Here is a 21911-nt window from a genome sequence, read left to right as displayed (position 1 = left end):
CATGCCGGTTTTCTATGACGTGGAAATCCGCTCGCGGCTGATGTTGGGCACCGCGCAATATCCGTCACCCGCGATCATGGCGCAGGCCTTCCGCCGCTCGGGCGCGGGCGTCGCCACCGTTTCGGTCCGGCGCGAAGCGGGCGGCGATCGTACCGGCCAGGATTTCTGGGCCCTGATCCGCGATCTGGGGGTGGCGGTGCTGCCCAACACCGCCGGGTGCCATTCGGTGCGCGAAGCGGTGACCACCGCGCAGATGGCGCGCGAGATCTTCGGCACGTCCTGGATCAAGCTGGAGGTGATCGGCCATGCCGACACATTGCAGCCCGACCCGTTCGGCCTTGTCGAAGCCGCCCGTATCCTGAGCGATGACGGCTTTCAGGTATTTCCCTATTGCACCGAGGATCTGGTGCTGTGCGACCGGCTGCTGTCGGCGGGCTGTCAGGTGCTGATGCCCTGGGGCGCGCCGATCGGCACCGGGCTGGGGCTGAACAACATCTACGGGCTGCGCAGCCTGCGGGCCCATTTCCCCGAGGTGCCACTGGTAATCGACGCGGGGCTGGGCCTGCCAAGTCAGGCCGCGCGGGCGATGGAACTGGGCTATGACGCGGTGCTGCTGAACACCGCCGTCGCCAAGGCGGGCGATCCGGCGGCGATGGCCGAAGGTTTCGCCAAGGCGGTCGAGGCCGGGGCGCTGGCCCATGCCGCCGATCCGATGGATCCCCGCGACATGGCGGCGCCCTCGACCCCGGTTCCTGGAAAGGCGTTTCTGGCATGACCCTGGCACGGTTCTATCCGATTTTCGACGACCCCGGCTGGCTGGTGCGGATGCTGCCGCTTGGGGTGAAACTGGTGCAGTTGCGGATCAAGGACCGGCCAGACGCCGCGTTGCGCGATGCGATTGTGCGGGCCCAGGCGCTGTGCCGGCGGCACGGGGCGGTGCTGGTGGTCAACGACCATTGGCGGATCGCCATCGATGCGGGCTGCGACTGGGTCCATCTGGGGCAGGAGGATCTGGACGAGGCCGACCTTGGCGCGATCCGGCGCGCCGGGCTGAAGCTGGGGATCAGCACCCATGACCGGGCCGAACTGGACCGCGCGCTGGCGCTGACCCCGGATTATGTGGCGCTAGGCCCGGTCTATCCGACCATCCTCAAACAGATGAAATGGCAGCAGCAGGGGCTGGCGAAGCTGACCGAATGGAAGGGCCTGATCGGGGATATTCCGCTGGTCGCCATCGGCGGCATGTCGGTCGCGCGCGCCGCCGGGGCGTTTGCGGCCGGGGCCGACATCGTTTCGGCCGTCACCGACATCACCCTGAACGACGCCCCAGAGGCCCGCGTGAGACAGTGGCTGGAGGCCACGCAATGACCCGCTATGCCCGCCAGATCGCGGTGCCCGAACTGGGCCCCGCCGGGCAGGCGAAACTGCGCGCGGCCCGGTTGCTTGTGGTCGGCGCGGGCGGGCTGGCGGCCCCCGTGCTGCAATATCTGGCCGGGGCCGGGGTCGCGCATATCCGGCTGGTCGACCCCGATCATGTCGCCCCCAGCAACCTGCACCGCCAGACCCTGTTCCGCGAGGCCGATATCGGCACGGCCAAGGCGCAGGCTGCCGCCCGGCATCTGGCCGCGCTGAACCCCGACTGCCGGATCACGCCCCACATCGCCCGCCTTGACCCCGCCAACGCGGCAGAGCTGTGCGCGGAAACCGATCTGGTGCTCGATTGCGCCGACAGTTTCGCGGCCAGCTATATCCTGTCGGATATCTGCGCGGCGGCGGGCGTGGCGCTGATCAGCGCGTCGGTCGTCGGCACGGCGGGCTATTGCGGCGGGTTTTGCGGCACGGCCCCGCCGCTGCGCGCCGTGTTCCCCGATTTGCCGCAGCGTCTGGAAAGCTGTGATGAAAACGGCGTGCTTGGCCCCGTGGTCGGCGTGATCGGCGCCCTTCAGGCACAGATGGCGCTTTCGGTTCTGACCGGGATGCGCCCGTCGCCGCTGGGCCAGCTTGTCACGTTCGACGGGGTGACGTTTCGCTTTGGCGGTTTCCGGTTCGACGCGGCCGGGGCCGACGGCCATGGCCCCCGCTTCATCGCGCCCGCACAGATCGCCCCCGATGATTTTCTGATCGACCTGCGCGCGCCCGATGAACCCGGCCCCCGCCTGCCGCACGCCACCCGCCATGGCGTGGATGATTTCGGGCCTGACGGCCCCTGCCCGCCCCCCGGCCAACGGGCGGTTCTGGCCTGCCGCTCGGGCCTGCGCGCCTGGCAGGCCGCCACCCGCCTGCGATCCGTCTGGCACGGAGAGATTGCACTGATCGCCCTGGGCGACACCGAAGGAGACACGATATGAAACGACTTTACCTCATCCTTGCCGGGCTTCTGGCTGCCACACCGGCGCTGGCCCAGGACAGGCTGACCCTGATGCTGGACTGGTTCGTGAACCCCGACCACGGCCCCGTCATCATCGCGCAGGAACAGGGCTATTTCGCCGAACAGGGGCTCGACGTCGCGATCATCGCCCCCGCCGACCCGTCCGACCCGCCCAAGATGGTGGCCGCCGGGCAGGCCGATCTGGCGATTTCCTATCAGCCGCAGCTGCACCTTCAGGTGGCCGAGGGCCTGCCGCTGATCCGGGTGGGCACGCTGGTGGCCACGCCGCTGAACTGCCTTCTGGTGCTGGCGGATGGCCCAATCGAGCGGATCGCCGATCTGAAGGGCCGCAAGATCGGCTTCTCGGTCGCCGGGGTCGAAGAGGCCCTGCTGTCGGCGGTGTTGGGCAATCACGGCCTGGGGATGGACGATATCGAGCTGGTCAATGTGAACTGGTCGCTGTCGCCCGCGCTGATGTCCGGGCAGGTGGATGCGGTGCTGGGCGCCTTTCGCAATTTCGAGCTGAACCAGATGGAAATCGAAGGCATCGACGGGCGCTGCTTTTACATCGAGGAGGAAGGCGTACCCACCTATGACGAACTGATCTATGTCGCCAACCCCGACCGCATGGATAAGGACATGATCCGCGGCTTTCTGCACGCGACCGAGAAGGCCACGCAGTTCATCGTCAACCATCCGCAGCAAAGCTGGGAAATTTTCGCCGCCACCTCGGCCGAATTGCAGGACGCGCTGAATGAAAAGGCCTGGGCCGACACCCTGCCCCGCTTTGCCCTGCGCCCCGAAGCGCTGGACCAGGGGCGCTATGCCCGGTTCGAGGCGTTTTTGAACGAGGCCGGGCTGGTCACCGGCACCCGGCCGGTTTCGGCGCTGGCCATCGATCTGGGCGCGCAATGACCGGCTATGGCACGACTTTTCCGCTGTGGCGGGCGGCGGCGGGCGATCACTGGCACGCCTATACCCGCCACGCCTTTGTCGAACGGCTGGGCGACGGCACCCTGCCGCGCGCGGCCTTTCTGACCTATCTGACGCAGGATTACATCTTTTTGATCCATTTCGCGCGCGCCTGGGCGCTTGCGGTGACCAAGGCCGACACGGTCGATGAAATGCGGCTGTGCGCCGCGACGGTCGATGCGCTGATCAACGAGGAAATCGCGCTGCATATCGGGACCTGCGCCGGGGCGGGCCTGTGCGAGGCCGAACTTTTCACTGCCGCAGAGGCGCCCGAGACGATCGCCTATACGCGCTATGTTCTGGATGCCGGGCATTCGGGCGACTTTCTGGATCTGCTGGCCGCGCTTGCCCCATGTGTGCTGGGCTACGGCGAAATCGGCGCGCGGCTGGCGGCCGAGACCGGGCAGACCCCTTACGGCGACTGGATCGCGACCTATGCCGGCACGGCCTATCAGGACCTTTGCCACCAGACCGGCGCGCTGATCGACGCGGCCCTGCGCCGCCGTCTGGGCGACGATCCGGTGGCAAGCCCACGCTGGGCCGGGCTGTGTGCCCGGTTCGAAACCGCCACCCGGCTGGAGGCCGGGTTCTGGGCGATGGGGCTTCGGCCATGACAGATGCGCCGGGGCTGCGCATCTGCGGATCGGCCCGGATCGGTACCGTGCCGATCTTCGGCCCGCTGGACCTGACCGTGATGGCGGGGGGCTGGAGCTGTCTGCTGGGGCCGTCGGGCGTGGGCAAATCCACCCTGCTGCGCCTGTGCGCAGGTCTGGATCAGGGGATCGATTTCGACGGGCGGATCAGTGCCTCGGATGGTGCCCCGCTGATCGGCCGGGTGGCGCTGATGGCGCAAAGCGATCTGTTGCTGCCCTGGCTGACGGTGCTGGGAAACGTGATGCTGGGCGCGCGGCTGCGCGGGCAGCGGCCCGCGCGCGACCGGGCCGAGACCGTGCTGGAACGGGTCGGGCTGCTGGACTGCCGCGCCCGCAAACCCGGCGCGCTGTCGGGTGGCCAGCGCCAGCGCGTGGCCCTTGCCCGAACCTTGATGGAGGATCGTCCGGTCGTGCTGCTGGACGAACCCTTTGGCGCGCTCGATGCCCGCACCCGGTCGCAGATGCAGGACCTGACGGCCGAACTGCTGGCCGGGCGTACCGTCCTGCTGGTGACGCACGATCCGGGCGAAGCCGCGCGGCTGGGGCATGCGATCCATATCCTGACTGAGACCGGATTGCAGGCCTTCCCGGCCCCCGGCGGCCCGGCCCCGCGCGCGGTGGATGACCCCGACATGCTGCGCACCCAGGGCCGACTGCTGTCACACTTGCGCGCGGGTGCCGCATGACCGGCCGGATCCTTGCGGGGCTCGCCGCCGGCGGGCTGGCCCTGTTGCTGTGGCAGGCTGCGGTCACACTGGGTGATCTGCCGCCGTTCATCCTGCCCGGGCCGCTTCGGGTGGCCACAACCCTGTGGGCCAGCCGGGCGCTGATCGCCGAACACGCGCTGATCACCATGGCCGAGGTGATGATCGGCCTGGGCCTGGGCGCGCTGCTGGGCGGGCTGTCGGCCATCGGGCTGGCCGCGTCACCGCTGGCCCGGACGCTGCTGCGGCCCATGCTGGTGTTCAGCCAGGCGATCCCGGTCTTCGCGCTGGCGCCCATCCTGACGCTCTGGCTTGGCTATGGGTTATGGTCGAAAGTGGCGATGGCACTGCTGATCATCTATTTCCCGGTCACATCCGCCTTTTTCGACGCGCTGATGCGTACCCCGCACGACTTGCTCGACCTTGCCGCTGTCATGCGCGGGCGGCGGGGGCGGATCATGTGGCATATCCGTATTCCCGCCGCCCTTCCCGGGTTTGCATCGGGCCTGCGGCTGGCGGCGGTCTATGCCCCGATCGGCGCGATCATCGGCGAATGGGTCGGGGCCTCGCGCGGGCTGGGATACCTGATGCTGCTGGCCAACGGCCGCGCGAAAACCGACCTGATGTTTGCGGCGCTTATCGTTCTGGCGCTGTTCGCGCTGGCCTTGCACGCAGCAATCGATCTGTCCTGCCGCCACGCGCTGGCGCGTACCCACGGGCGGGCCGGAAAACCCTGACGGGCCATCCCCAACAGCTATCGCTTGCGCGCGTATTTCCGTTCCAGCCGGATCGCGAGCATCGCGGTGGGAATCGACACGATCAGGAACAACACACCGACCAGCGTCATCGGTTCGAGGTATTTGTAATAGCTGTTGCTGTAGATGTTGGCGGCATTGAACAGCTCGACCACGGTGATGGCGGCCAGCAGCGGGGTCTCCTTGAACATCGTGATCAGGTAGTTGGCCAGCGGCGGGAACATCGGCGGGATCGCCTGCGGCAAGATCACATGCCACCAGGTCTGCACCGGGTTGTAGTTCAGCGATTTCGCCGCCTCCCACTGCCCCTTCGGCACGTTTTCGATACCGGCGCGGAACACCTCGGACGTGTAGGTGCTGAAATGCACACCCAGCCCGATCACCCCGGCCACGAAGGGCGACAGGAACACCCCGAAATCGGGTAGCACATAGAACAGGAAATAAAGCTGTACCAGAAGCGGCGTGCGCCGGATGAATTCGGACAGCCAATAGGTGATGACCGACACGGCCCGCACGCGGGACCGCCTGAGAATGGCCAGCACCAGCCCCAGCGCATAGGCCACGGCCGCGCCCAGAAAGGTTGCCTCGACCGTGACGACAAGCCCGGCCAGAAGGCGGGGCAAGACATCGGCGGCGACGGTCCAGCTCCAGTCCATGGTTATTTCCCCGCTGCCGGCGTCATGTTGCGGTCTTTTGCGATCTTGCGGCCCAGCAGGTCGGTGAACCCGACCAGCACCGACGAGATCGCGAAATAGATCAGCAGGATAACCAGAAATGGCTCCAGCGTCAGGGCGGTCTGCGCGCGGATGATCTGAGCCACGAAGGTCAGATCCGAAATCGTGATCAGCGACGTGACCGCGGTCAGCTTCATCAACTCGATCAGCAGGTTGCCGAAGGGCGGGATCATCATCGGAACGGCCTGCGGGATCAGCACATAGCGGTATTTCTGAAACACCGTGTAGTTCAGCGATTGGGCCGCTTCGTGCTGCGGAGGCCCGACGGACTGAATCGCGCCGCGCACCACCTCGGATCCGTAGCTGCCCAGGTTGAACCCGCAGGCGATGACACCGGCCAGAAACGGGCTGAGCGTCACCCCCCAAAGCGGCAGCACGTAGAACATGAAAAACATCTGCACCAGCGCAGAGGTGCCCCGGAAAAATTCCAGATACACAATCGCCGCCACGCGCACCGCGCGCGATCTGGACAGCCGGGCCAGCCCGACGGCGAACGAGATGAGCAGCGCCACAACCGCGCTGGCCAGCGTCAGCTGGATCGTCATCAGCGTGCCCTTGATCAACAGAGGCGTGAATTCGAGGACGTCATGCATGGCGGCACCTGTCAAAGACTGCCCCACGGGCGGGGCAGTCTTCGGGTCAGAGGATCATCAGGGGCGCAGCTTAGTTGCCCGGGCAGAAATCATCGCGCTTGACCGAAAAGGTCGCGTCGGCCGAAAAGCCGTACGGCTCGATGATTGCGGTGAATTCGCCGCTTTCCTTCAACTCGGTCAGCGCCACGTCATAGGCCTCGCGAAAGGCGGTATCTTCGGGGTTGAAGGCCGCACCGGCACATCCCATCGGCACGCCCATCACCGGCATGACCAGTTCGATGCTGGGATCTGCGGACTTTTCCAGCAGCGCCTTGGTGCCCAGCCCCGACAGGGCGAACACATCGACCCGGCCCTGTTGCAGCATCTTGATGCCGCTGGGCGGATCGGTGAACACCTTGATCTGCGTGGGCTTCACCCCGCGTTCCAGCGCATACAACTCTTCGGCGCAGCCGGCGCAGGTGGTCATGGTGACCTCGGGGTTCGCGGCGATGTCTTCGTAGGTCTTGATCCCGAAGGGGTTCCCCGCGGCGACGGCAAAAGCCTCGGCACCGCACAGATCGGGTTCGGAATAGATGATCGACTCGCACCGGTTCGGTTTGATGTAAAGCCCCGAGGTGGCCATATCGACCCGCCGGGCCAGCAGCGCCGGGATCATCGAACCATAGGGCACGACCTGGGATTTCAGCTCGGGCACGCCCAGCTTGGCCATCACCGCGCGCGCGACATCGGGCGCGGCCCCCGTCACATAGCCGTCCGAGCGGATATCGCTATAGGGCGGCTCGTTCGCGACGGCGACGGTGGCATATCCCTGCTTGCGCAGCTTTTCCAGCGTATCCGCCTGCCCCGGCCCGGCCACAAGCAGCGCCGCAGCCGCACCAACGGCCATAAAGCCCGCGGTTTTCAAGAAGAATTTCATTTTTACTGTCCCTTTCATTTTTCTGGTTAATTCCGGTTCTGAAGTCAGGAAATCGTTATGAACTTGCTCAGGAAGCTCCGGGTTCTGGGTTCCGCCGGCGTGGTGAAGATCTCCTCGGGCGCCCCGGATTCGACAATTTGCCCCTTGTCGAAAAACAGCACGCGGTCGGCGAACTCGCGGGCGAAATTCATCTCATGCGTGACGGTCAGCATGGTGGTGTCCGAATCCGACGCCAGCCGCGTAAGCACGGTCAGCACCTCGTCCACCAGTTCGGGATCCAGCGCCGATGTGACCTCGTCGAACAGCATGATCTTGGGGTCCAGCGCCAATGATCGGGCAATGGCGACGCGCTGTTGCTGACCGCCCGACAACTGATGCGGGAAATGGTCTTTCTTGTCGCTCAGACCCACCAGTCCCAGCAGTTCGATCGCCTTGTCGCGCGCCTCGGGTTTTGCGGTCTTACGCACCAGAACCTGCGGTTGAACAATGTTCTGAAGGGCCGTGAGGTGCGGAAACAGATTGAAATGCTGGAACACCATCCCGATCTCGTTGCGCATCCTGTGCAAATGCGCCTCGCTTGCATCGACCAGAACGCCGCCCTTGGATTCGTGCCACAGATAGTCGCCGTCGACCAGCACGCGGCCGGCGCTGATGGTTTCCAGCGTCATCAGAATGCGCAGGATCGTGGTCTTGCCCGACCCGCTTGGCCCGATCAGGGCCAGCTTCTCGCCCGCCCGCACATGCAGGTTCAGGTTGTCGAGGACCTTCAGATCGCCATAGCTCTTATGGACATTGCGGAATTCGATGATGTTCGTCATGGGCGCCGCGCGCCCCGTCGCGGCACAAGGCAGGCTGGGCCTGGAGGATCTGGGCAGGGGACATGCGGCATAGGGCGAACGAACGCTCCGGACTTGGGTCGTGTTTCAAGGCGGGGCCAGGGTGGCCCGCGACGGGGATTATTTTCGCTGAAGCGGGGGTGCGCCCCCTTTGACAACGCAGATTGTTTGTGTTGTTGAAACTCATGCTACCAAAGCAAATTGATCGAATTTCAGCCCAACCCCGTGGATAATGAGAAAATATATCAATATCTAAAACTATATGCGCAGGAGTGATCACAGTGATCTTGACCGAATCGGACCGCGTTATTCTGCGGATGCTACAGGCGAACGCGCGCGAGCGGCTGGAAACCATCGCCTTCGAGGCCGGGATGTCCGTGGCTACGGTCCAGCGCCGGGTTCGCGCGCTGAAAGAGGCCGGGGTAATCCTGCGCGACGCCGCTGTACTGTCGCCGCAGGCGCTTGGCTATGCGATGACCTTCCTCATTCTGGTCGAACTGGAACGCGAAAGGATCGACCAACTGGATGCGTTCCGGCGCAAGGTGAAGCAGGAACCGCAGGTCCAGCAATGCTATTACATCACCGGCGACGCCGATTTCGCGCTGGTGGCGCTGGCGCGCGACATGGACGATTATCAGAAGCTGACCCAGCGGCTGTTCTTCGATGACAGCAACGTAAAACGGTTCCGAACCTCGGTGGTGATGGACCGCAGCAAGGTCGGGATGGACGTGCCGCTGATCGACTGACGGCGCGTCCGGTCAGACGGTTTCGGGCCCTTCCGATGCGATCAGCAAACAGCGGCTGTCCCGGCCCGGCGCGATGGCCCGCAACGCGGCAAGCGGGGCCGCGCCGCTTGGGGTGGTCGCGACCCCCGCGCGGGCAAGGTCACGTGCCGCGGCGCTGGCCGCGCTGTCTGAAACGGTGGTGAAGATATCGGCATCCTCGCGCAGCGCCTCGAAGGCGATCAACGAGGCGTCCTTGCAATCGAGCCGCCCCATGACCGATACCGGCCCGTCGGCCCGGGTCAGCCGGCCATTCTGGATGCTGCGCAGCAGACAGGGGGCGACGTCCGGTTCGACCACGACGATCACCGGCTGCTCGTCCCAGAACACGCGGATATGCGCGGCGACCGCAGCGGCCAGCCCGCCGACCCCGGCCTGCAAGAACACATGGGTCGGCCACACCCCTTGCCGGGCGAAAACCTGGCGGCATTCCTCGGCCAGAACGGTATAACCTTCCATCACCAGCGCGGGCCGCGCGATATAACCGTCCCACGACCCGTCGGCCAGCAGCAGCCAGCCGTTTTCGGCAGCCTCCGCCTTGGCGCGCGCCACGCTTTGGTCATAGGTGCCGTCAACCCGCATCACCCGGGCGCCGGTCGCGCGAATGCGGTCGGCAAAGCTTTCGGGCACGGTCGAGGACAGAACAATCACCGCCTGCGCCCCGAAAATCCGCGCCCCCGCCGCCACCGACAGCCCGTGGTTGCCCGCACTTGCGGTGATGAAGGTCATGCCGGCGGCCAGGTCCCGGACCTGCGGATCCAGCAGATCGGTGCGGCCCGACGCGTCGCAGATCATCTGCGCAACGGCGAACGCGCCGCCCAGCGCCTTGAAACTGCCCAGACGCATTCGCTGCGTTTCGTCCTTGACCCAAAGCTGCGCCACATCCACCGCACCGGCAAGCGTGTGCATCTCCCGCAAGGGGGTCGGCGCGTAGACGGGACAGGACGCCAGCAGCGCCAGCGGCCGCGTGGCCGCCACAGTGAACAGATAGCCCGTGCTGCGGGAGGGTTTGTGCGAATTCTCGATCAACATATGCGCATTATGCAGGCGCTTCGCGAAGAAACTGAGCAGGCTTTAGCAGGAGCTTTGGGTATCTTTCTCAGATATGCGCAAAAACTGCGATGACATGGTCACGGCTTTGCGCGTCAATGGGACAGACCCCCGCCCCAAGCCGGAGCCCGAAATGACAAGTGCGCCGCCATTTTCCATGTCGGAATATGCAGACAGAACCAGCCGTGTTCAGGCCTTGATGCGGGATGCCGGGCTGGGCGCGCTGTTGCTGACAAGCGCGCATGACTTTCGGTATTTTTCGGGCTTTCTGACCCGGTTCTGGGAAAGCCCGACGCGGCCTTGGTTTCTGGTGCTGCCGGCGGCGGGCAAGCCGGTTGCCGTCATCCCCGCCATCGGCGCCGAACTGATGGCCACCACCTGGGTCGATGACATCCGCACCTGGCCCGCCCCGCGCCCCGACGATGACGGCGTGCAGCTTTTGTCGGATGCGCTGAACGAACTGGCGGGGCCCGAAGGCGCCATAGGGGTGCCGATGGGGCACGAAACCCAACTTCGGATGCCGCTGGCCGATTACGCACGGCTGCGCGCGGCGCTGGCGCCCCGGCCTTTTCACGATGCCACCGCGATCCTGCGCAAGGCGCAGATGGTCAAATCCGAGGCCGAAATTGCGGTGATTTCCGATATTTGCACGATCGGCGGCCGCGCCTTCGACCGGATGGCAGAAATCGCACAGGCCGGCAAACCACTGTCGGACGTGTTCCGCGGTTTTCAGATCGCCTTGCTGGCCGAAGGCGCCGACTGGGTGCCTTATGTCGCGGGTGGGGCCGGGCCGGGCGGCTATGCCGACGTGATCTCGCCCGCGACGCCGGCGCCGCTCGAACCGGGCGATCTGCTGATGCTCGACACAGGCGCGGTGCGCCACGGGTATTTTTGCGATTTCGACCGCAACTGGGCCATCGGCCACGCCTCGGACCAGATGCGCGCGGCCTATCGTATCCTGCATGACGCGACCGAGGCCGGGTTCGCGGCGGCAAGGCCCGGCGCCACCGCGGGCGACGTGTTTCAGGCCATGCAGACCGTGATCGCCCGCGCCGGCGATGCGGGCGACGGCGGGCGGCTGGGCCACGGGCTGGGCATGCGGCTGACCGAGCCGCCCTCGCTCATCGCGTCGGACCGGACCGTTCTGGAACCCGGCATGGTGCTGACGCTGGAACCCGGCCTTCAACTTGCGCCGGGCCGCATCATGGTACATGAGGAGGACATCGTGATCGCCCAAAACGGCGCACGTTTCCTGACCCCGCGCGCGGCCCCCGAGCTGCCAGTTCTGAAGGGTATACTGTGACCCACCTGTCTGCCACTCTTGGCCCGCCGCTTGGCCACCGCGCCAATTTCGGACTGATCGTGCTGCGCACCGACGAAACGATCGAAAGCGACTTCCGCCGCCTGATCGGGGCCGCGGGCGTGGCGCTTTATACCACCCGCATCCCGTGCGAGTCAGAGGTGACAGCCCCCGCCCTGGCCCGGATGGAAGCGGCACTGCCGCAATCCGCCGCCCTGCTGCCGCATTCCCTTGAATACGACGTGATCGGCTATGGCTGCACCTCCGGCGCCACGGTCATCGGGCCGCAAAAGGTGGCCGCGAAAATTCGCGAAGGCGCAAAGGCGCGGTTCGTGACCGATCCGCTGACGGCGGTAAAGGCCGCCTGCGACGCGCTGAATGTGAAACAGCTGGGCTTTGTCACCCCCTATGTCGCCGATGTCTCGCAAGCGATGCGCGACGCGCTGGAGGCGGACGGCCGCAAGATCGCCGCCTTCGCCAGTTTTGAGGAAGAAAGCGACGAGCGCAGCGCCCGGATCGACCCGAACTCCATCACCGATGCCGCCCTGCATGTGGCCGCCGCCGCGCCTTGCGACGCGATCTTCGTGTCTTGCACCAACCTGCGCGCGCTGGAGGTCATCCCGGCGCTTGAGGCCCGGCTGGGGATCCCGGTGATCGCCAGCAATCAGGCGCTGGCCTGGCACATGCAGTGGCTGGGCGGGATCGCCACGCAGGGTCGCCCGTTCGGCCGGCTGATGGCCGCCTCCCGCCCGTAGGGCCCTGCCCCCGGTCAGCGGATCATGGTCAGCTTGTCCCAATCGGCGTAATCGGGCGACCCTTCCCCGCGGATCGGGCCGGAATAGCCGAACTCGACCATATGCACCATCGTGGCGTCGTCGCGGGCGAAGATGACGGAATAGGCCTCGGTCAGATCGGCAGAGGACAGCAGCCGTTCGGCGCTGAAATCGGGCCAGCCCGCGTGGTTGGTGCCGCGCGGCGCGGAAAACGGGATGCGGTGGAACGACCCCGACAGCGGCAGGTGGCAATGGCCGTGAAAGATATGCGCGATCTTGTCGGCATGGGGCGCGATCACGATGCCAAGCCGGTCGGCGTCCAGTTGCATGATACGGTCCATCGGCGCGATCCCCAGCGGCACCGGGTTATGATGCATGAACAGCCAGACCGGCCCCGGCAGAACCGCAAGCTGCGCCGCAAGCCACGCCGCGCGCGCGCCGCAGAAATGCCCGGCATGGGTATCGGCCCCCCAGGTATCAACGGTGATCGCATGGCCGACCGATAGCGGCACCACCTGCTGGACAAAGCCGCCCTCGCCGCGCAGTTCAGGAAACACCGACAGCATGGTGGCGCGGTCGTCGTGGTTGCCGATACACAGATGCACCGGCAGCGGCAGCCGATCAATCAGGCCGCGCAGGCGTTCGTAATCGGCCCGGTCGCCCCAATCCGACAGATCCCCGGTGATGAACAACGCCTCGGCATCCGAATGCAGCGCCATCGCGTGATCCAGCGCCTTTTCGAAATTGGCGTTGGGGTCGCGCCCGCCGATCGTCTGGCCGGGGGTCGTAAGGTGAATATCGGTCAGTTGCAGCAGCTTCATCGCCGCGCCTCCCTTGGTCTTGATCCTGCGGACAGAAGAAGGGCCCCTTCCTGCGAAGGGGCCCGACTGCGGTGATTACGAACCGGAGGGCAGCAGATCCTGCACCTCTTCGGAAAGCTCTTGCTGCAGCTCTTCCATGTCGTCGTATTCGCCGGTCACGATACCTTCGATGCTGTCATAGATCACCTGGGTGGCCGCCAGACCGTTATCGCCCGGATAGGCCTGCCAGTCGCGCAGCAGCGGCAGCTGGCGCACGGCGGTCGCCTTGGTCGGGTTTTCGGCGTAGAAATCGACCAGGATGATCTCGTTCGCGGCCTTGTTCGGCGGCATGTAACCGGTGGTGCGGGCCACTTCGGCCGCGCCTTCGCCCGAGGTGATGAATTTCAGCCATTTCCAGGCGGCGTCCAGAACTTCGGGATCTTCAGAGGCCGAAACCAGCATCGCGGCATTGCCGCCCGCCGGCAGGCCCATCGGGCCGCTTTCGGTCAGACCGGGGAATTCGTTGGTCACGAAGTTGAAATCGGCCTTGGTGCGTTCGACCGTGCCAACAGCCGAGGTCGACCAGAAATACATCGGAATTTCACCGGCCGAGAAGCTGGACATCGCGGTTTTCAGATCATAGTTCGGCATGTCGCAGCCACGAAACAGCGATTTCATCGTGTCCAGCGCAACCCGGCCTTCGGACTCGTCCAGGGTGAAATCGGTGCCCATGACGGTCGGCTTGTCCTGGCTCCACATCAGCGCCTGCAGGAACCAGTTGCCGGTAATGTTCCAGCCCCAGAACATCGGCACTTCGATACCGGCCTCTTCCAGCTTGCCGCACATCGCCACGACCTCGTCCCAAGTCCTGGGCAGCTGATCGACGCTTTCGACCCCGGCCTTGGCCATCAGGTCCATGTTGTAATAGCCGACCGGAAGCGAGATCGAGAACGGCAGGCCATGCACTTCGCCGCCGAAGGTCGACAGGCCCAGCATCGCCTGGTGATAGCCGTCCTTGGCAAAGTCGGCCTCTTTCGCGATGAACGGTTCCAGCGATTTGGCAATGCCTTTTTCGACCAGCATCGCCTGACGGTTCAGGCCCTGCATGGTGACGTCGGGCAGTTCGCCCGCGACGGCCTCGCGCAGGATGGTGTTCGACGCGTCCTCGTAGTTTTCATAGGTCGCGCGCATCTTCACGTCGATGTTCGGATATTTCGCGTTGAACATCGGCATGATCTTTTCATAGGTCACGTCGAACAGGTGCGAATAGGGATAGCCGAATTCGATCGTCACCTTGTCTTCGGCGAAAGCGGCGCTTGCGCCAAGCACAAGGGCCATTGCAGTCAGGGTGGTTTTCATGGAACGTTTCTCCAGTTGCCGTATGGCTGGTGCGGTCGCCAAACTCTGCCAGCCAGGTTGATCCCGCATGGGATTTCGGTGATCGGGGGCGCCCTGCGGGGCGCCCCCTATTTCATTCCTGTCAGTGTGATGCCCTCGATGAACCGGCGCTGCGCCACCAGAAAGGCCGCGATCAGCGGGGTGACGATGATCACCGCCGTGGCCATCATCGGGCCGAAATTGTCGCCATCCGTGTCGCCCTTGAATTCACGCAGACCCAGCGGCGGGGTGAACAGATCGCGGTTTCCGGTGATCACGATGCGCGGCCAGAAATAGTCGTTCCAATGCGCCACCACCGAAAAGATCGCGAAGGCCAGCAGCGCGGGAATGGCGGTGGGCAGCATGACCTGCCAGACGATGCGCAGCTCGCTCATCCCGTCCATGCGGGCGGCGTCGATCAGATCGTCGGGCACGGTCATGAAAAACTGCCGCATCAGAAAGATGCCGAAGGCGCTGACCGTCCAGGGCACGATCAGCGCGGCATAGCTGTTGGTCAGCCCCAGCTTGGCCAGCAGGATGTACAACGGCAGGGCGATGGCATGGACCGGGATCAGCAGGCAAAACAGCACCAGCCCGAACACCGCCTCGCGCCCCCAAAAGCGCAGCTTGGCCAGCGCATAGGCGCACGGCAGCGCCACCAGCACCTGAATCAGAAAGATCGACGCGGTGACAACGACCCCGTTCAACAGATAGCGCAGCAGGGGCGCCTTTTGAAATGCGGTGGTATAGTTGTAGATCCAGGGCGTGACCATGCAATCGGCCGCCGCATGGCCCAGCTTGATGCAGTATTCATCGCGGAACGGCGCCTGTGTGCCGAAAAAGCCGCCGGTGTTCTGCATGATCTCGGCCGGGCTTTTCAGCGAATAGCTGACCATCACATAGAACGGCAGCAGCACGACCAAAGCGCCCAGGATCAGCACCACATGTTTCAGCGTCTCGGTGGTCGAAAAGCGAAAGGCGGGCGTGGCCGCCGGCGCGGCGGTCAACGTGGCGTCAGACATAATGCGTCCTCTTTTCGATCAGCCGGCGTTGCAGCAGCGTCAGCAGCATGACAAAACCCAAAAACACCATCGTGATCGCCGCGCCGATCCCCATCAGGTTCTGCTGGATCGCCTTTTCGTAGATCGCGAACATCATCACATAGACGCTTTTGGACGGCCCGCCGCCCTGGGGATAAAACGCCTCGACCGTATCGAACACCTGAAACGAGCGGATCAGGCTGATGGTGACGACGAACACCGTGGTCGGCCCCAGCATCGGCCAGGTGACCAGGCGGAACCGCTGCCAGCCGCGCGTGGCGCCGTCCAGTTCGGCCGCGTGATAGAGCTCGCGCGGGATGCCGGTCAGCCCGGCCAGATACAGCACCATGTTGAAGCCGAACCCCTGCCACACACCGATGAAGGCCACCGTCCAGATCGCGTAATCGCGGTCGCTCAGCCACAGCGGAAAGCTGCGCGCGCAGCCCCCGGCATACCAGCCCCAGCCTTCCAGCCAGGTGCCGCAGCCACGTTCCAGCGTGGCGTTGATGATGCCGATGGTGGGGTGCAGCGCGAATTCCCAGACGATGGCCATGGCGATCAGCGCGGCCATGACCGGCAGGAAATAGATCGTCTTGTACAGATCCCCGAACCGGGTCAGCGAATGGATCAACAAGGCCGCGCCAAGGCCCAGCCCCACGGTCAGCGGCACCACCACAAAGACATAGCGGAACGTGGCACCGAACATCTTTTCATAGGTGGACCGGGTAAAGATCTGTTCGTAATTCGTCAGCCCGACGAAATGCGCGCCAGAGTTGCCCAGCGAATAGTCGGTCAGGCTGAGGGCGCCGGCGATACCGATCGGCAGGATCAGGATCAGCAGCATCAGGATCAGCGCCGGACCGATGAACCACAGATGCGCACGGCCCTGCATCACGCCACCTCGACGACGCTTTGGCGTGCCGGGCGGCGCAGGCGGTGGCCCGCGGCGTCGAACAGCAGAACCGGGCTGTCGGGTTTGGCGGCAAGGCAGATCGCCTGCCCGATCGCGGGCGCATCGCCCGGATGCAGCCGCACCACCAGCGGCTGCCCCAGCCCGTCGATCCCGACATGGACGAAGATGTCCGAGCCCAGATTTTCGCGGTGCACCACATGGCCGCGCAGACCGGGCGCACCCGCGGGGGCCACATGAATATGCTCGGGCCGCAGCCCCGCCGTGATCGGGCCGCGCCCGGCATCGCTGCTGACCGGCAGCACATAGTCGCCGACGCTGACCCGGCCCGCGCCATCGCATTCGGCAGGCAAAAGGTTGATCCGGGGCGAACCGATGAAGGCCGCCACCTCCAGCGTGTCGGGATCGGCATAGATCGCATCCGGCGACCCGAGTTGCAGCACCCTGCCCCCCATCATCACCGCCACCCGGTCGGACATGGTCAGCGCCTCGGCCTGATCATGGGTGACATAGATGAAGGTCGTGCCCAGATCGCGGTGCAACTGGCTCAGCTCAGCCCGCATATGAACCCGCAGCGCGGCGTCGAGGTTGGACAGCGGCTCGTCCATCAGAAAGGCCACCGGCTGGCGCACCATGGCGCGACCCAAAGCCACGCGCTGACGCTGACCGCCCGACAGCTGGCCAGGCTTGCGGGCCAGCAGATGGTCGATCTTCAGCACCTCGGCGGTGCGCACCACCTGATCGCGAATGTCGCGCCGCTTGGCTCGTGACAGCAGCGGCCCCAGAACCGGCAGTTGCTGCGCCCGGCCCAGATCGCGCAGCCTGAGCGGCGTCATCATGTTTTCAGCCACGGTCAGATGCGGATAAAGCGCATAGGATTGAAACACCATCGCCAGATTGCGCGCCGCCGGCCGGATGGCGGTCACATCCTGCCCGCCGATCATGACCCGCCCGGCATCGGGGGCTTCCAGCCCCGCCAGAATGCGCAGCAGCGTGGACTTGCCGCAGCCCGACGGCCCGACCAGCGTCAGAAACTCGCCCGGCCGAATGGCCAGATCGACGCCGCCCAACACGGCCGTGTCGCCGAAACTTTTGGCGATTCCCTCCAGCGTGATCGCAGTCATGGCAGCCCCCCGTGGCCCGGTTCCATCGACGGGCAGACTACGCAGTCTCATTGTCATGTTCGTGACGTGATATTAGCGCAGCTTATGGCAGTCCGAGTCATCCACGAAGAGATGCCAATGCGCCCCAACTTTCATCAGTTCGCGGCTTTCGCCCATGCCGCCCGCGAAGGCAGCCTGTCGCGCGCCGCGGCCCGGATCGGCGTGACCCAGTCGGCGGTGACCCAGCATCTGAACAATCTGGAACGCACCCTCGGCACCCGCCTGCTGTTGCGCCGCCGCGACGGGGTCGAACTGACCCGCGCGGGCCAGACGTTCTATGAACTGGCCGACCGGCTGGTGACCCTCGATCAGCTGATATCGGAAAAGATCGACGGCTACCGCGATCTGGGCACCGGTCATCTGAGCATCATCGCCAACGCGCCGCGCCCGGCGCTTGGCTATATCGCCGCCTACCGCGCCCGCCACCCGGATGTCGAAATTCAGTTCACCCTTTACGACTGGACCCGCGCCATGCGGCTGCTGCGCGAGCGGCAGGTCGATCTGGCCATCGTGACCGAGCCCGAAAAGCTGGACGCCTTCGTCAGCCGCCCGGTCGGCCATGCCCGCTATGTCGCCTATATGCGGCCCGACCATCCGCTGGCCGCGGCACAGCAGGTGTCGCTGGCCGATCTGGCCCATGATACGGTGCTGCTGCCCGAGGAAGGCTCGTTCACCGAGCGGGTGGTCAAGCGCAAGCTCGCCGCCAAAGGGCTGTCCCTGACCCGGCTGGTGCGCGCCACGACCTTTCCGGTGATGCAGGAGGCGGTGCTGCACGGCGTCGGCATCGGCCTGTTTCTGGACGACAGCGCCCACCCCTCGACCGCGATCGTCACCCGCCCGGTGATCGAAATGCCCGAGGCCCACTGCACCTGCGTCGTGACCCCGGCCGACAAGCATGACCTGCGCCTGGTCCAAAGCTTTCTGGATATTGTTCAGTAACGACCCCTAGCCGAGGAACTGAACCGGTTTTTCCCACTGAAGCAGGACGACACAGCCGGTATCGCTCCAGACCCGGTGTTCGGACCCGGCCGGATTCAGCACCAGATCGCCCCGGACATAGGTGCCGCGATCATCGCTTTGCACGCCGTCCAGCACCAGAATGGTTTCCAGCCCGATATGGCGGTGGCGCGGGACCGCCGCACCCGGCGCATAGCGCAGCACCGCCATCTGCGGATCCGCGCGACGCAGCCAATACGCCTCGACCCCGGCGCTGAACGGCACGAAATCCAGATCGCGCCAGCCATCCTTCAACAAGGCGCGCAGGATCAGCGGATCGGTCATGACGCCGCCAATGCGCGGACGATCTGCGCGGTTTGGGCGGTCCAGCCGACAATCGCGCCCTGCGCGCGGATCATGCGGATCGTGGCCGCCTTGAAGTCTGGGAAATAGCTTTCAGTCGCGTCGGTCGCCAACAGGCAGTCATAGCCGCGGTCGTTGGCCTCGCGCATGGTAGTCTGCACGCAGACCTCGGTGGTGACCCCGGCAAAGACAAGCTGTTGCAGCCCCTTTTGCTGCAGCACCGCGCCGAAATCGGTACCATAGAAGGCCCCTTTACCGGGCTTGTCGATCACCACCTCGCCCGGCAGGGGGGCAAGTTCGGGGATGATGTCGGCGCCGTCTTCGCCCGCGATCAGGATGCGCCCCATCGGCCCCGGATCACCGATCCGCAGCGCGGGGTTACCCCGGTCACGCTTGGCCGGGGGCAGGTCCGACAGATCGGGCCGGTGGCATTCGCGGGTGTGGATCACCGGCAGACCGGCGGCGCGGAACCCGTCGATCAGGGTCCGGGTCGTGGGGATGATCGCCTGCAACAACGACACGTCATTGCCCAGCGAGGCGCCAAAACCGCCCGGTTCGATGAAATCGCGCTGCATGTCGATCACCACAAGGCCGATGCTGGCCGGATCGAACGGAAAATCGAAGGGGTCGGCGGGAATGACCGGCATCACGCATGCCCCGCCATATGGAACCCGATCTGCGCCACGTCGGCCTGCGCGGCGGAGGTTTCGAACGCGATCCGACCTTCGGACATCACCAGAATGCGATCCGAGAGTTCCAGTATCTCGTCCAGATCCTCGCTGATCAGCAGGACCGCAACACCCCGGTTGCGCGCCTCGATGATACGTTTTCGGATTGCGGAAACGGCCGAGAAATCGAGCCCGAAACAGGGGTTGGACACGATCAGCAGATCCACCTCGCCGGTCAGTTCGCGCGCCAGAACCGCACGCTGCACATTACCGCCCGACAGCGACGCGATCGGGCTTTGCGGCGAGGCGGTCTTGATCTTGAACTGCGCGATCAAGTCATCCGCGTTCGCGGCGATCTGGCGGCCGCTTTTCCAGAATTTCGGCGCCCCGCCGGGGCCGATGTCGAACAGGCGGAAGGCCAGGTTTTCGGCCACGCTCATCTTCGGTGCGCAGGCGTTTTGCAACGGTTCCTCGGGCAGATAGCGCACCTTATGCGCCTTGGCTTCGGCCCGGGTGGCGGCGAAAGGCACGCCCTTGACCCGCACCGTGCCGGCCCGCAGCGGGCGCTGGCCGGTCAGGATCTCCATCAGTTCCATCTGGCCGTTGCCCGACACGCCGGCAATGCCCAGCACCTCGCCGCCGCGCACCGCGATCGTGTCGATCTCGATGGTCTTCAGGCCGGACCGATCCGCCGCCTTTACCGCGTCCAGCGCCAGCACCACGTCGCCCGCGGCACCCGTGCGCACGGTCTGCGACAGGTCCGGGTCGGCGCCCATCATCATCCGGGCCATGTCGTCAGTGCTCAGATCCCGCACCGCGCCGCCGCCGGCATGCGCCCCCCGGCGCAAAACGGTGACGTCATCGGCAAAACGGGTCACTTCGCGGAACTTGTGGGTGATCATCAGAACCGAGATTTCCCCGGCCTGGGTCAGCGCGCGCACATGGCCCAGAACCTCGTCCGCCTCGACCGGGGTCAGGACCGAGGTCGGTTCGTCCAGGATCAGGAACCGACGCCCCAGGTAAAGCTGCTTGAGGATCTCCAGCTTCTGCTTTTCGCCAGCGGCCAGGCGGCTGACAGGCTGATCCAGCGGCACATGGAACGGCATGGTTTGCATGAAATCCGCCAGCGCCGCGCGTTCCTGTTTCCAGTTGATGACGCCCGGCGCGTCGGCCCGGCTGATCACAAGGTTTTCGGCGGCGGTCAGCGACGGCACCAGCGTGAAATGCTGATAGACCATGCCAAGGCCCAGGCCATGCGCCACCTTGGGGTCGCTCATCCGGGCCTCGCGCCCGGCGACCAGAACGCCGCCTGCCGTCGCGTGGTAAAAGCCCATGATACATTTCACCAGCGTGGATTTCCCGGCGCCATTCTCGCCCAGAAGGGCATGGAACGATCCGGCGGGGATGTTCAACGACACGTTGTTCAGCGCGGTGAAATCGCCGAATTTCATGGTCATGCCCACGGCCTCGACGCTGATCGCGCCTTTTTCGGTGATCAGGGCGCGGCTCATGGCAGTTGCGCGATCAGGGCCGCGCTGCTGGCGACCGCACCGAACACGCCGCCCTGCATCTTGACCATCTTGATCGCCGCGTCGTGGTTGCCCTTGTCGGTGGCGCCGCAGCAATCCTCGACCAGCAGGCATTCAAAACCGCGATCGTTGGCCTCGCGCATCGTCGTATGCACGCAGACATCAGTGGTAATGCCGGTCAGGATGATGTTTTCGATTCCTTTCGTACGCAGCAGCAGTTCCAGGTCGGTGGCGCAGAAACTGCCCTTGCCCGGCTTGTCGATGATCGGCTCGCCCGCCTGCGGATAGAGATCGGGTATAATATCCCAGCCTGGTTCGCCCCGGATCAGGATGCGCCCGCAGGGGCCGGGGTCGCCGATGCCCGCGCCGATCTGCTGGCTGCGCCAGCGCTTGTTCGGTGGCAGATCGGCCAGATCGGGCCGGTGCCCTTCGCGGGTGTGGATGATCAGATAGCCCTTGTCGCGCATCGCCGCCAGCAGCGCCTTGATCGGTTCGATCGGCGCACGCGTCAGCGACAGGTCATAGCCCATCGCATCGACATAGCCACCCTTGCCGCAAAAATCGGTCTGCATGTCGATGATGATCAGCGCGGTGTTTTCGGGCCGCAGATCGCCGTTATAGGGCCAGTTATAGGGGTCGGCGTCGATATAGCTCATGTCCTGCCGCCTTTAGCTGTCTTGATGTCCGTC

25 protein-coding genes are annotated in these 21911 nt (G+C 65.1%); 11 read left to right on the top strand and 14 right to left on the bottom strand.

The genetic code is table 11. The features are described from left to right. The first annotated feature begins 1 nt into the window (after position 1). From ACSR1C_RS03405 to ACSR1C_RS03375, 7 genes are read left to right on the top strand one after another with little or no spacing between them, the layout of a single operon-like run. Positions 2 to 775, top strand: coding sequence for a thiazole synthase (locus ACSR1C_RS03405; RefSeq protein ID WP_460257908.1), 774 nt, complete (start codon positions 2 to 4; stop codon positions 773 to 775). Continuing rightward, positions 772 to 1368 carry a thiamine phosphate synthase gene (locus ACSR1C_RS03400; protein WP_460257907.1) on the top strand — a complete coding sequence of 199 codons (597 nt, stop codon included), beginning with the start codon at positions 772 to 774 and terminating at the stop codon, positions 1366 to 1368. The genes ACSR1C_RS03405 and ACSR1C_RS03400 overlap by 4 nt, the downstream gene beginning before the upstream one ends. Beyond that, on the top strand, positions 1365 to 2348 hold the full coding sequence (locus ACSR1C_RS03395; protein WP_460257906.1) for a ThiF family adenylyltransferase: 984 nt from the start codon (positions 1365 to 1367) through the stop codon (positions 2346 to 2348). The genes ACSR1C_RS03400 and ACSR1C_RS03395 overlap by 4 nt, the downstream gene beginning before the upstream one ends. Beyond that, positions 2345 to 3283 (top strand): ABC transporter substrate-binding protein, encoded by a 939-nt coding sequence (locus ACSR1C_RS03390; RefSeq protein WP_460257905.1) that lies wholly within the window; start codon positions 2345 to 2347, stop codon positions 3281 to 3283. Before ACSR1C_RS03395 ends, ACSR1C_RS03390 begins: the two co-directional genes overlap by 4 nt. Then, complete coding sequence (locus ACSR1C_RS03385) at positions 3280 to 3954, top strand: TenA family protein (RefSeq protein WP_460257904.1); 675 nt, start codon at positions 3280 to 3282, stop codon at positions 3952 to 3954. The genes ACSR1C_RS03390 and ACSR1C_RS03385 overlap by 4 nt, the downstream gene beginning before the upstream one ends. Further along, positions 3951 to 4679, top strand: a complete 729-nt coding sequence (locus ACSR1C_RS03380) for an ABC transporter ATP-binding protein (RefSeq protein ID WP_460257903.1) — start codon at positions 3951 to 3953, stop codon at positions 4677 to 4679. The genes ACSR1C_RS03385 and ACSR1C_RS03380 overlap by 4 nt, the downstream gene beginning before the upstream one ends. Further along, positions 4676 to 5434, top strand: coding sequence for an ABC transporter permease (locus ACSR1C_RS03375; protein WP_460257902.1), 759 nt, complete (start codon positions 4676 to 4678; stop codon positions 5432 to 5434). The genes ACSR1C_RS03380 and ACSR1C_RS03375 overlap by 4 nt, the downstream gene beginning before the upstream one ends. Before the next feature lie 17 nt (positions 5435 to 5451). Here the strand turns inward: ACSR1C_RS03375 and ehuD are convergent, their stop codons facing one another. The 4 genes from ehuD to ehuA all read right to left on the bottom strand — a co-directional run bounded on the left by ehuD (position 5452) and on the right by ehuA (position 8513). After that, positions 5452 to 6108: an ectoine/hydroxyectoine ABC transporter permease subunit EhuD gene (gene ehuD, locus ACSR1C_RS03370; RefSeq protein ID WP_460257901.1), complete on the bottom strand. Its 657-nt coding sequence runs from the start codon at positions 6106 to 6108 to the stop codon at positions 5452 to 5454. A 2-nt stretch (positions 6109 to 6110) separates the two neighbouring features. Then, on the bottom strand, positions 6111 to 6779 hold the full coding sequence (gene ehuC, locus ACSR1C_RS03365) for an ectoine/hydroxyectoine ABC transporter permease subunit EhuC (protein WP_460257900.1): 669 nt from the start codon (positions 6777 to 6779) through the stop codon (positions 6111 to 6113). Between the two features lie 70 nt (positions 6780 to 6849). After that, positions 6850 to 7695, bottom strand: a complete 846-nt coding sequence (gene ehuB / locus ACSR1C_RS03360; RefSeq protein WP_460257899.1) for an ectoine/hydroxyectoine ABC transporter substrate-binding protein EhuB — start codon at positions 7693 to 7695, stop codon at positions 6850 to 6852. 44 nt (positions 7696 to 7739) lie between these two features. Further along, positions 7740 to 8513, bottom strand: a complete 774-nt coding sequence (gene ehuA, locus ACSR1C_RS03355) for an ectoine/hydroxyectoine ABC transporter ATP-binding protein EhuA (RefSeq protein WP_460257898.1) — start codon at positions 8511 to 8513, stop codon at positions 7740 to 7742. Between the two features lie 299 nt (positions 8514 to 8812). On the opposite strand from ehuA, the gene ACSR1C_RS03350 reads away from it, so the two are divergent. Further along, positions 8813 to 9277: an Lrp/AsnC family transcriptional regulator gene (locus ACSR1C_RS03350; protein WP_460257897.1), complete on the top strand. Its 465-nt coding sequence runs from the start codon at positions 8813 to 8815 to the stop codon at positions 9275 to 9277. 12 nt (positions 9278 to 9289) lie between these two features. Here the strand turns inward: ACSR1C_RS03350 and ACSR1C_RS03345 are convergent, their stop codons facing one another. Further along, entirely contained in the window at positions 9290 to 10345 is a 1056-nt protein-coding gene (locus tag ACSR1C_RS03345) for a diaminopropionate ammonia-lyase (RefSeq protein ID WP_460257896.1), read from the bottom strand. Between the two features lie 151 nt (positions 10346 to 10496). Between ACSR1C_RS03345 and ACSR1C_RS03340 the strand changes: the two genes are divergently transcribed. Then, positions 10497 to 11666, top strand: a complete 1170-nt coding sequence (locus tag ACSR1C_RS03340; RefSeq protein ID WP_460257895.1) for a M24 family metallopeptidase — start codon at positions 10497 to 10499, stop codon at positions 11664 to 11666. Further along, the gene (locus tag ACSR1C_RS03335) at positions 11663 to 12418 is read left to right on the top strand and encodes a maleate cis-trans isomerase family protein (protein WP_460257894.1); all 756 of its coding nucleotides are present in this window, start codon (positions 11663 to 11665) and stop codon (positions 12416 to 12418) included. The genes ACSR1C_RS03340 and ACSR1C_RS03335 overlap by 4 nt, the downstream gene beginning before the upstream one ends. Positions 12419 to 12432: 14 nt before the next feature. Here the strand turns inward: ACSR1C_RS03335 and ACSR1C_RS03330 are convergent, their stop codons facing one another. From ACSR1C_RS03330 to ACSR1C_RS03310, 5 genes are all read right to left on the bottom strand, one after another. Then, positions 12433 to 13257 carry a phosphodiesterase gene (locus tag ACSR1C_RS03330; protein WP_460257893.1) on the bottom strand — a complete coding sequence of 275 codons (825 nt, stop codon included), beginning with the start codon at positions 13255 to 13257 and terminating at the stop codon, positions 12433 to 12435. Positions 13258 to 13332: 75 nt separating this feature from the next. After that, positions 13333 to 14595 (bottom strand): extracellular solute-binding protein, encoded by a 1263-nt coding sequence (locus ACSR1C_RS03325; protein WP_460257892.1) that lies wholly within the window; start codon positions 14593 to 14595, stop codon positions 13333 to 13335. 107 nt (positions 14596 to 14702) lie between these two features. Further along, a complete protein-coding gene (locus tag ACSR1C_RS03320) occupies positions 14703 to 15635 on the bottom strand; it encodes a carbohydrate ABC transporter permease (protein ID WP_460257891.1) in 933 nt (310 codons plus the stop codon). Then, entirely contained in the window at positions 15628 to 16545 is a 918-nt protein-coding gene (locus ACSR1C_RS03315) for a carbohydrate ABC transporter permease (RefSeq protein ID WP_460257890.1), read from the bottom strand. The genes ACSR1C_RS03320 and ACSR1C_RS03315 overlap by 8 nt, the downstream gene beginning before the upstream one ends. Beyond that, positions 16545 to 17687: an ABC transporter ATP-binding protein gene (locus tag ACSR1C_RS03310; protein WP_460257889.1), complete on the bottom strand. Its 1143-nt coding sequence runs from the start codon at positions 17685 to 17687 to the stop codon at positions 16545 to 16547. Before ACSR1C_RS03310 ends, ACSR1C_RS03315 begins: the two co-directional genes overlap by 1 nt. A 117-nt stretch (positions 17688 to 17804) precedes the next feature. On the opposite strand from ACSR1C_RS03310, the gene ACSR1C_RS03305 reads away from it, so the two are divergent. Then, positions 17805 to 18665: a LysR family transcriptional regulator gene (locus ACSR1C_RS03305; protein ID WP_460257888.1), complete on the top strand. Its 861-nt coding sequence runs from the start codon at positions 17805 to 17807 to the stop codon at positions 18663 to 18665. Positions 18666 to 18671: 6 nt separating this feature from the next. On the opposite strand, the gene ACSR1C_RS03300 is transcribed toward ACSR1C_RS03305, so the two are convergent. Genes ACSR1C_RS03300 through biuH form a run of 4 tightly spaced genes read right to left on the bottom strand, consistent with a single transcriptional unit; the run spans position 18672 to position 21878 of the window. Continuing rightward, positions 18672 to 19007 carry a cupin domain-containing protein gene (locus ACSR1C_RS03300; RefSeq protein ID WP_460257887.1) on the bottom strand — a complete coding sequence of 112 codons (336 nt, stop codon included), beginning with the start codon at positions 19005 to 19007 and terminating at the stop codon, positions 18672 to 18674. Beyond that, positions 19004 to 19672, bottom strand: a complete 669-nt coding sequence (locus ACSR1C_RS03295) for a cysteine hydrolase family protein (RefSeq protein WP_460257886.1) — start codon at positions 19670 to 19672, stop codon at positions 19004 to 19006. Before ACSR1C_RS03295 ends, ACSR1C_RS03300 begins: the two co-directional genes overlap by 4 nt. Continuing rightward, positions 19672 to 21204, bottom strand: coding sequence for an ABC transporter ATP-binding protein (locus ACSR1C_RS03290; protein ID WP_460257885.1), 1533 nt, complete (start codon positions 21202 to 21204; stop codon positions 19672 to 19674). The genes ACSR1C_RS03295 and ACSR1C_RS03290 overlap by 1 nt, the downstream gene beginning before the upstream one ends. Further along, a complete protein-coding gene (gene biuH / locus ACSR1C_RS03285; protein WP_460257884.1) occupies positions 21201 to 21878 on the bottom strand; it encodes a biuret amidohydrolase in 678 nt (225 codons plus the stop codon). Before biuH ends, ACSR1C_RS03290 begins: the two co-directional genes overlap by 4 nt. Positions 21879 to 21911 lie beyond the last annotated feature (33 nt).

The sequence above is a fragment of the Actibacterium sp. D185-2 genome, from assembly GCF_054954595.1.
The sequence above is the reverse complement of the archived record's forward strand: the minus strand, read 5'-3'. Positions and strand labels throughout refer to the sequence as shown.

What these genes read in the sequence shown, in the direction of transcription:
- ACSR1C_RS03290 (WP_460257885.1), bottom strand. Translation starts at nt 21,204, where the DNA reads ATGAGCCGCGCCCTGATCACCGAAAAAGGCGCGATCAGCGTCGAGGCC.
- ehuC (WP_460257900.1), bottom strand. Translation starts at nt 6,779, where the DNA reads ATGCATGACGTCCTCGAATTCACGCCTCTGTTGATCAAGGGCACGCTG.
- ACSR1C_RS03330 (WP_460257893.1), bottom strand. Translation starts at nt 13,257, where the DNA reads ATGAAGCTGCTGCAACTGACCGATATTCACCTTACGACCCCCGGCCAG.
- ACSR1C_RS03375 (WP_460257902.1), top strand. Translation starts at nt 4,676, where the DNA reads ATGACCGGCCGGATCCTTGCGGGGCTCGCCGCCGGCGGGCTGGCCCTG.
- ehuA (WP_460257898.1), bottom strand. Translation starts at nt 8,513, where the DNA reads ATGACGAACATCATCGAATTCCGCAATGTCCATAAGAGCTATGGCGAT.
- ACSR1C_RS03320 (WP_460257891.1), bottom strand. Translation starts at nt 15,635, where the DNA reads ATGTCTGACGCCACGTTGACCGCCGCGCCGGCGGCCACGCCCGCCTTT.
- ACSR1C_RS03295 (WP_460257886.1), bottom strand. Translation starts at nt 19,672, where the DNA reads ATGCCGGTCATTCCCGCCGACCCCTTCGATTTTCCGTTCGATCCGGCC.
- ACSR1C_RS03395 (WP_460257906.1), top strand. Translation starts at nt 1,365, where the DNA reads ATGACCCGCTATGCCCGCCAGATCGCGGTGCCCGAACTGGGCCCCGCC.
- ehuD (WP_460257901.1), bottom strand. Translation starts at nt 6,108, where the DNA reads ATGGACTGGAGCTGGACCGTCGCCGCCGATGTCTTGCCCCGCCTTCTG.
- ACSR1C_RS03405 (WP_460257908.1), top strand. Translation starts at nt 2, where the DNA reads ATGCCGGTTTTCTATGACGTGGAAATCCGCTCGCGGCTGATGTTGGGC.
- ACSR1C_RS03400 (WP_460257907.1), top strand. Translation starts at nt 772, where the DNA reads ATGACCCTGGCACGGTTCTATCCGATTTTCGACGACCCCGGCTGGCTG.
- ACSR1C_RS03325 (WP_460257892.1), bottom strand. Translation starts at nt 14,595, where the DNA reads ATGAAAACCACCCTGACTGCAATGGCCCTTGTGCTTGGCGCAAGCGCC.
- ACSR1C_RS03380 (WP_460257903.1), top strand. Translation starts at nt 3,951, where the DNA reads ATGACAGATGCGCCGGGGCTGCGCATCTGCGGATCGGCCCGGATCGGT.
- ehuB (WP_460257899.1), bottom strand. Translation starts at nt 7,695, where the DNA reads ATGAAATTCTTCTTGAAAACCGCGGGCTTTATGGCCGTTGGTGCGGCT.
- ACSR1C_RS03300 (WP_460257887.1), bottom strand. Translation starts at nt 19,007, where the DNA reads ATGACCGATCCGCTGATCCTGCGCGCCTTGTTGAAGGATGGCTGGCGC.
- ACSR1C_RS03315 (WP_460257890.1), bottom strand. Translation starts at nt 16,545, where the DNA reads ATGCAGGGCCGTGCGCATCTGTGGTTCATCGGTCCGGCGCTGATCCTG.
- ACSR1C_RS03390 (WP_460257905.1), top strand. Translation starts at nt 2,345, where the DNA reads ATGAAACGACTTTACCTCATCCTTGCCGGGCTTCTGGCTGCCACACCG.
- biuH (WP_460257884.1), bottom strand. Translation starts at nt 21,878, where the DNA reads ATGAGCTATATCGACGCCGACCCCTATAACTGGCCCTATAACGGCGAT.
- ACSR1C_RS03305 (WP_460257888.1), top strand. Translation starts at nt 17,805, where the DNA reads ATGCGCCCCAACTTTCATCAGTTCGCGGCTTTCGCCCATGCCGCCCGC.
- ACSR1C_RS03310 (WP_460257889.1), bottom strand. Translation starts at nt 17,687, where the DNA reads ATGACTGCGATCACGCTGGAGGGAATCGCCAAAAGTTTCGGCGACACG.
- ACSR1C_RS03345 (WP_460257896.1), bottom strand. Translation starts at nt 10,345, where the DNA reads ATGTTGATCGAGAATTCGCACAAACCCTCCCGCAGCACGGGCTATCTG.
- ACSR1C_RS03340 (WP_460257895.1), top strand. Translation starts at nt 10,497, where the DNA reads ATGACAAGTGCGCCGCCATTTTCCATGTCGGAATATGCAGACAGAACC.
- ACSR1C_RS03385 (WP_460257904.1), top strand. Translation starts at nt 3,280, where the DNA reads ATGACCGGCTATGGCACGACTTTTCCGCTGTGGCGGGCGGCGGCGGGC.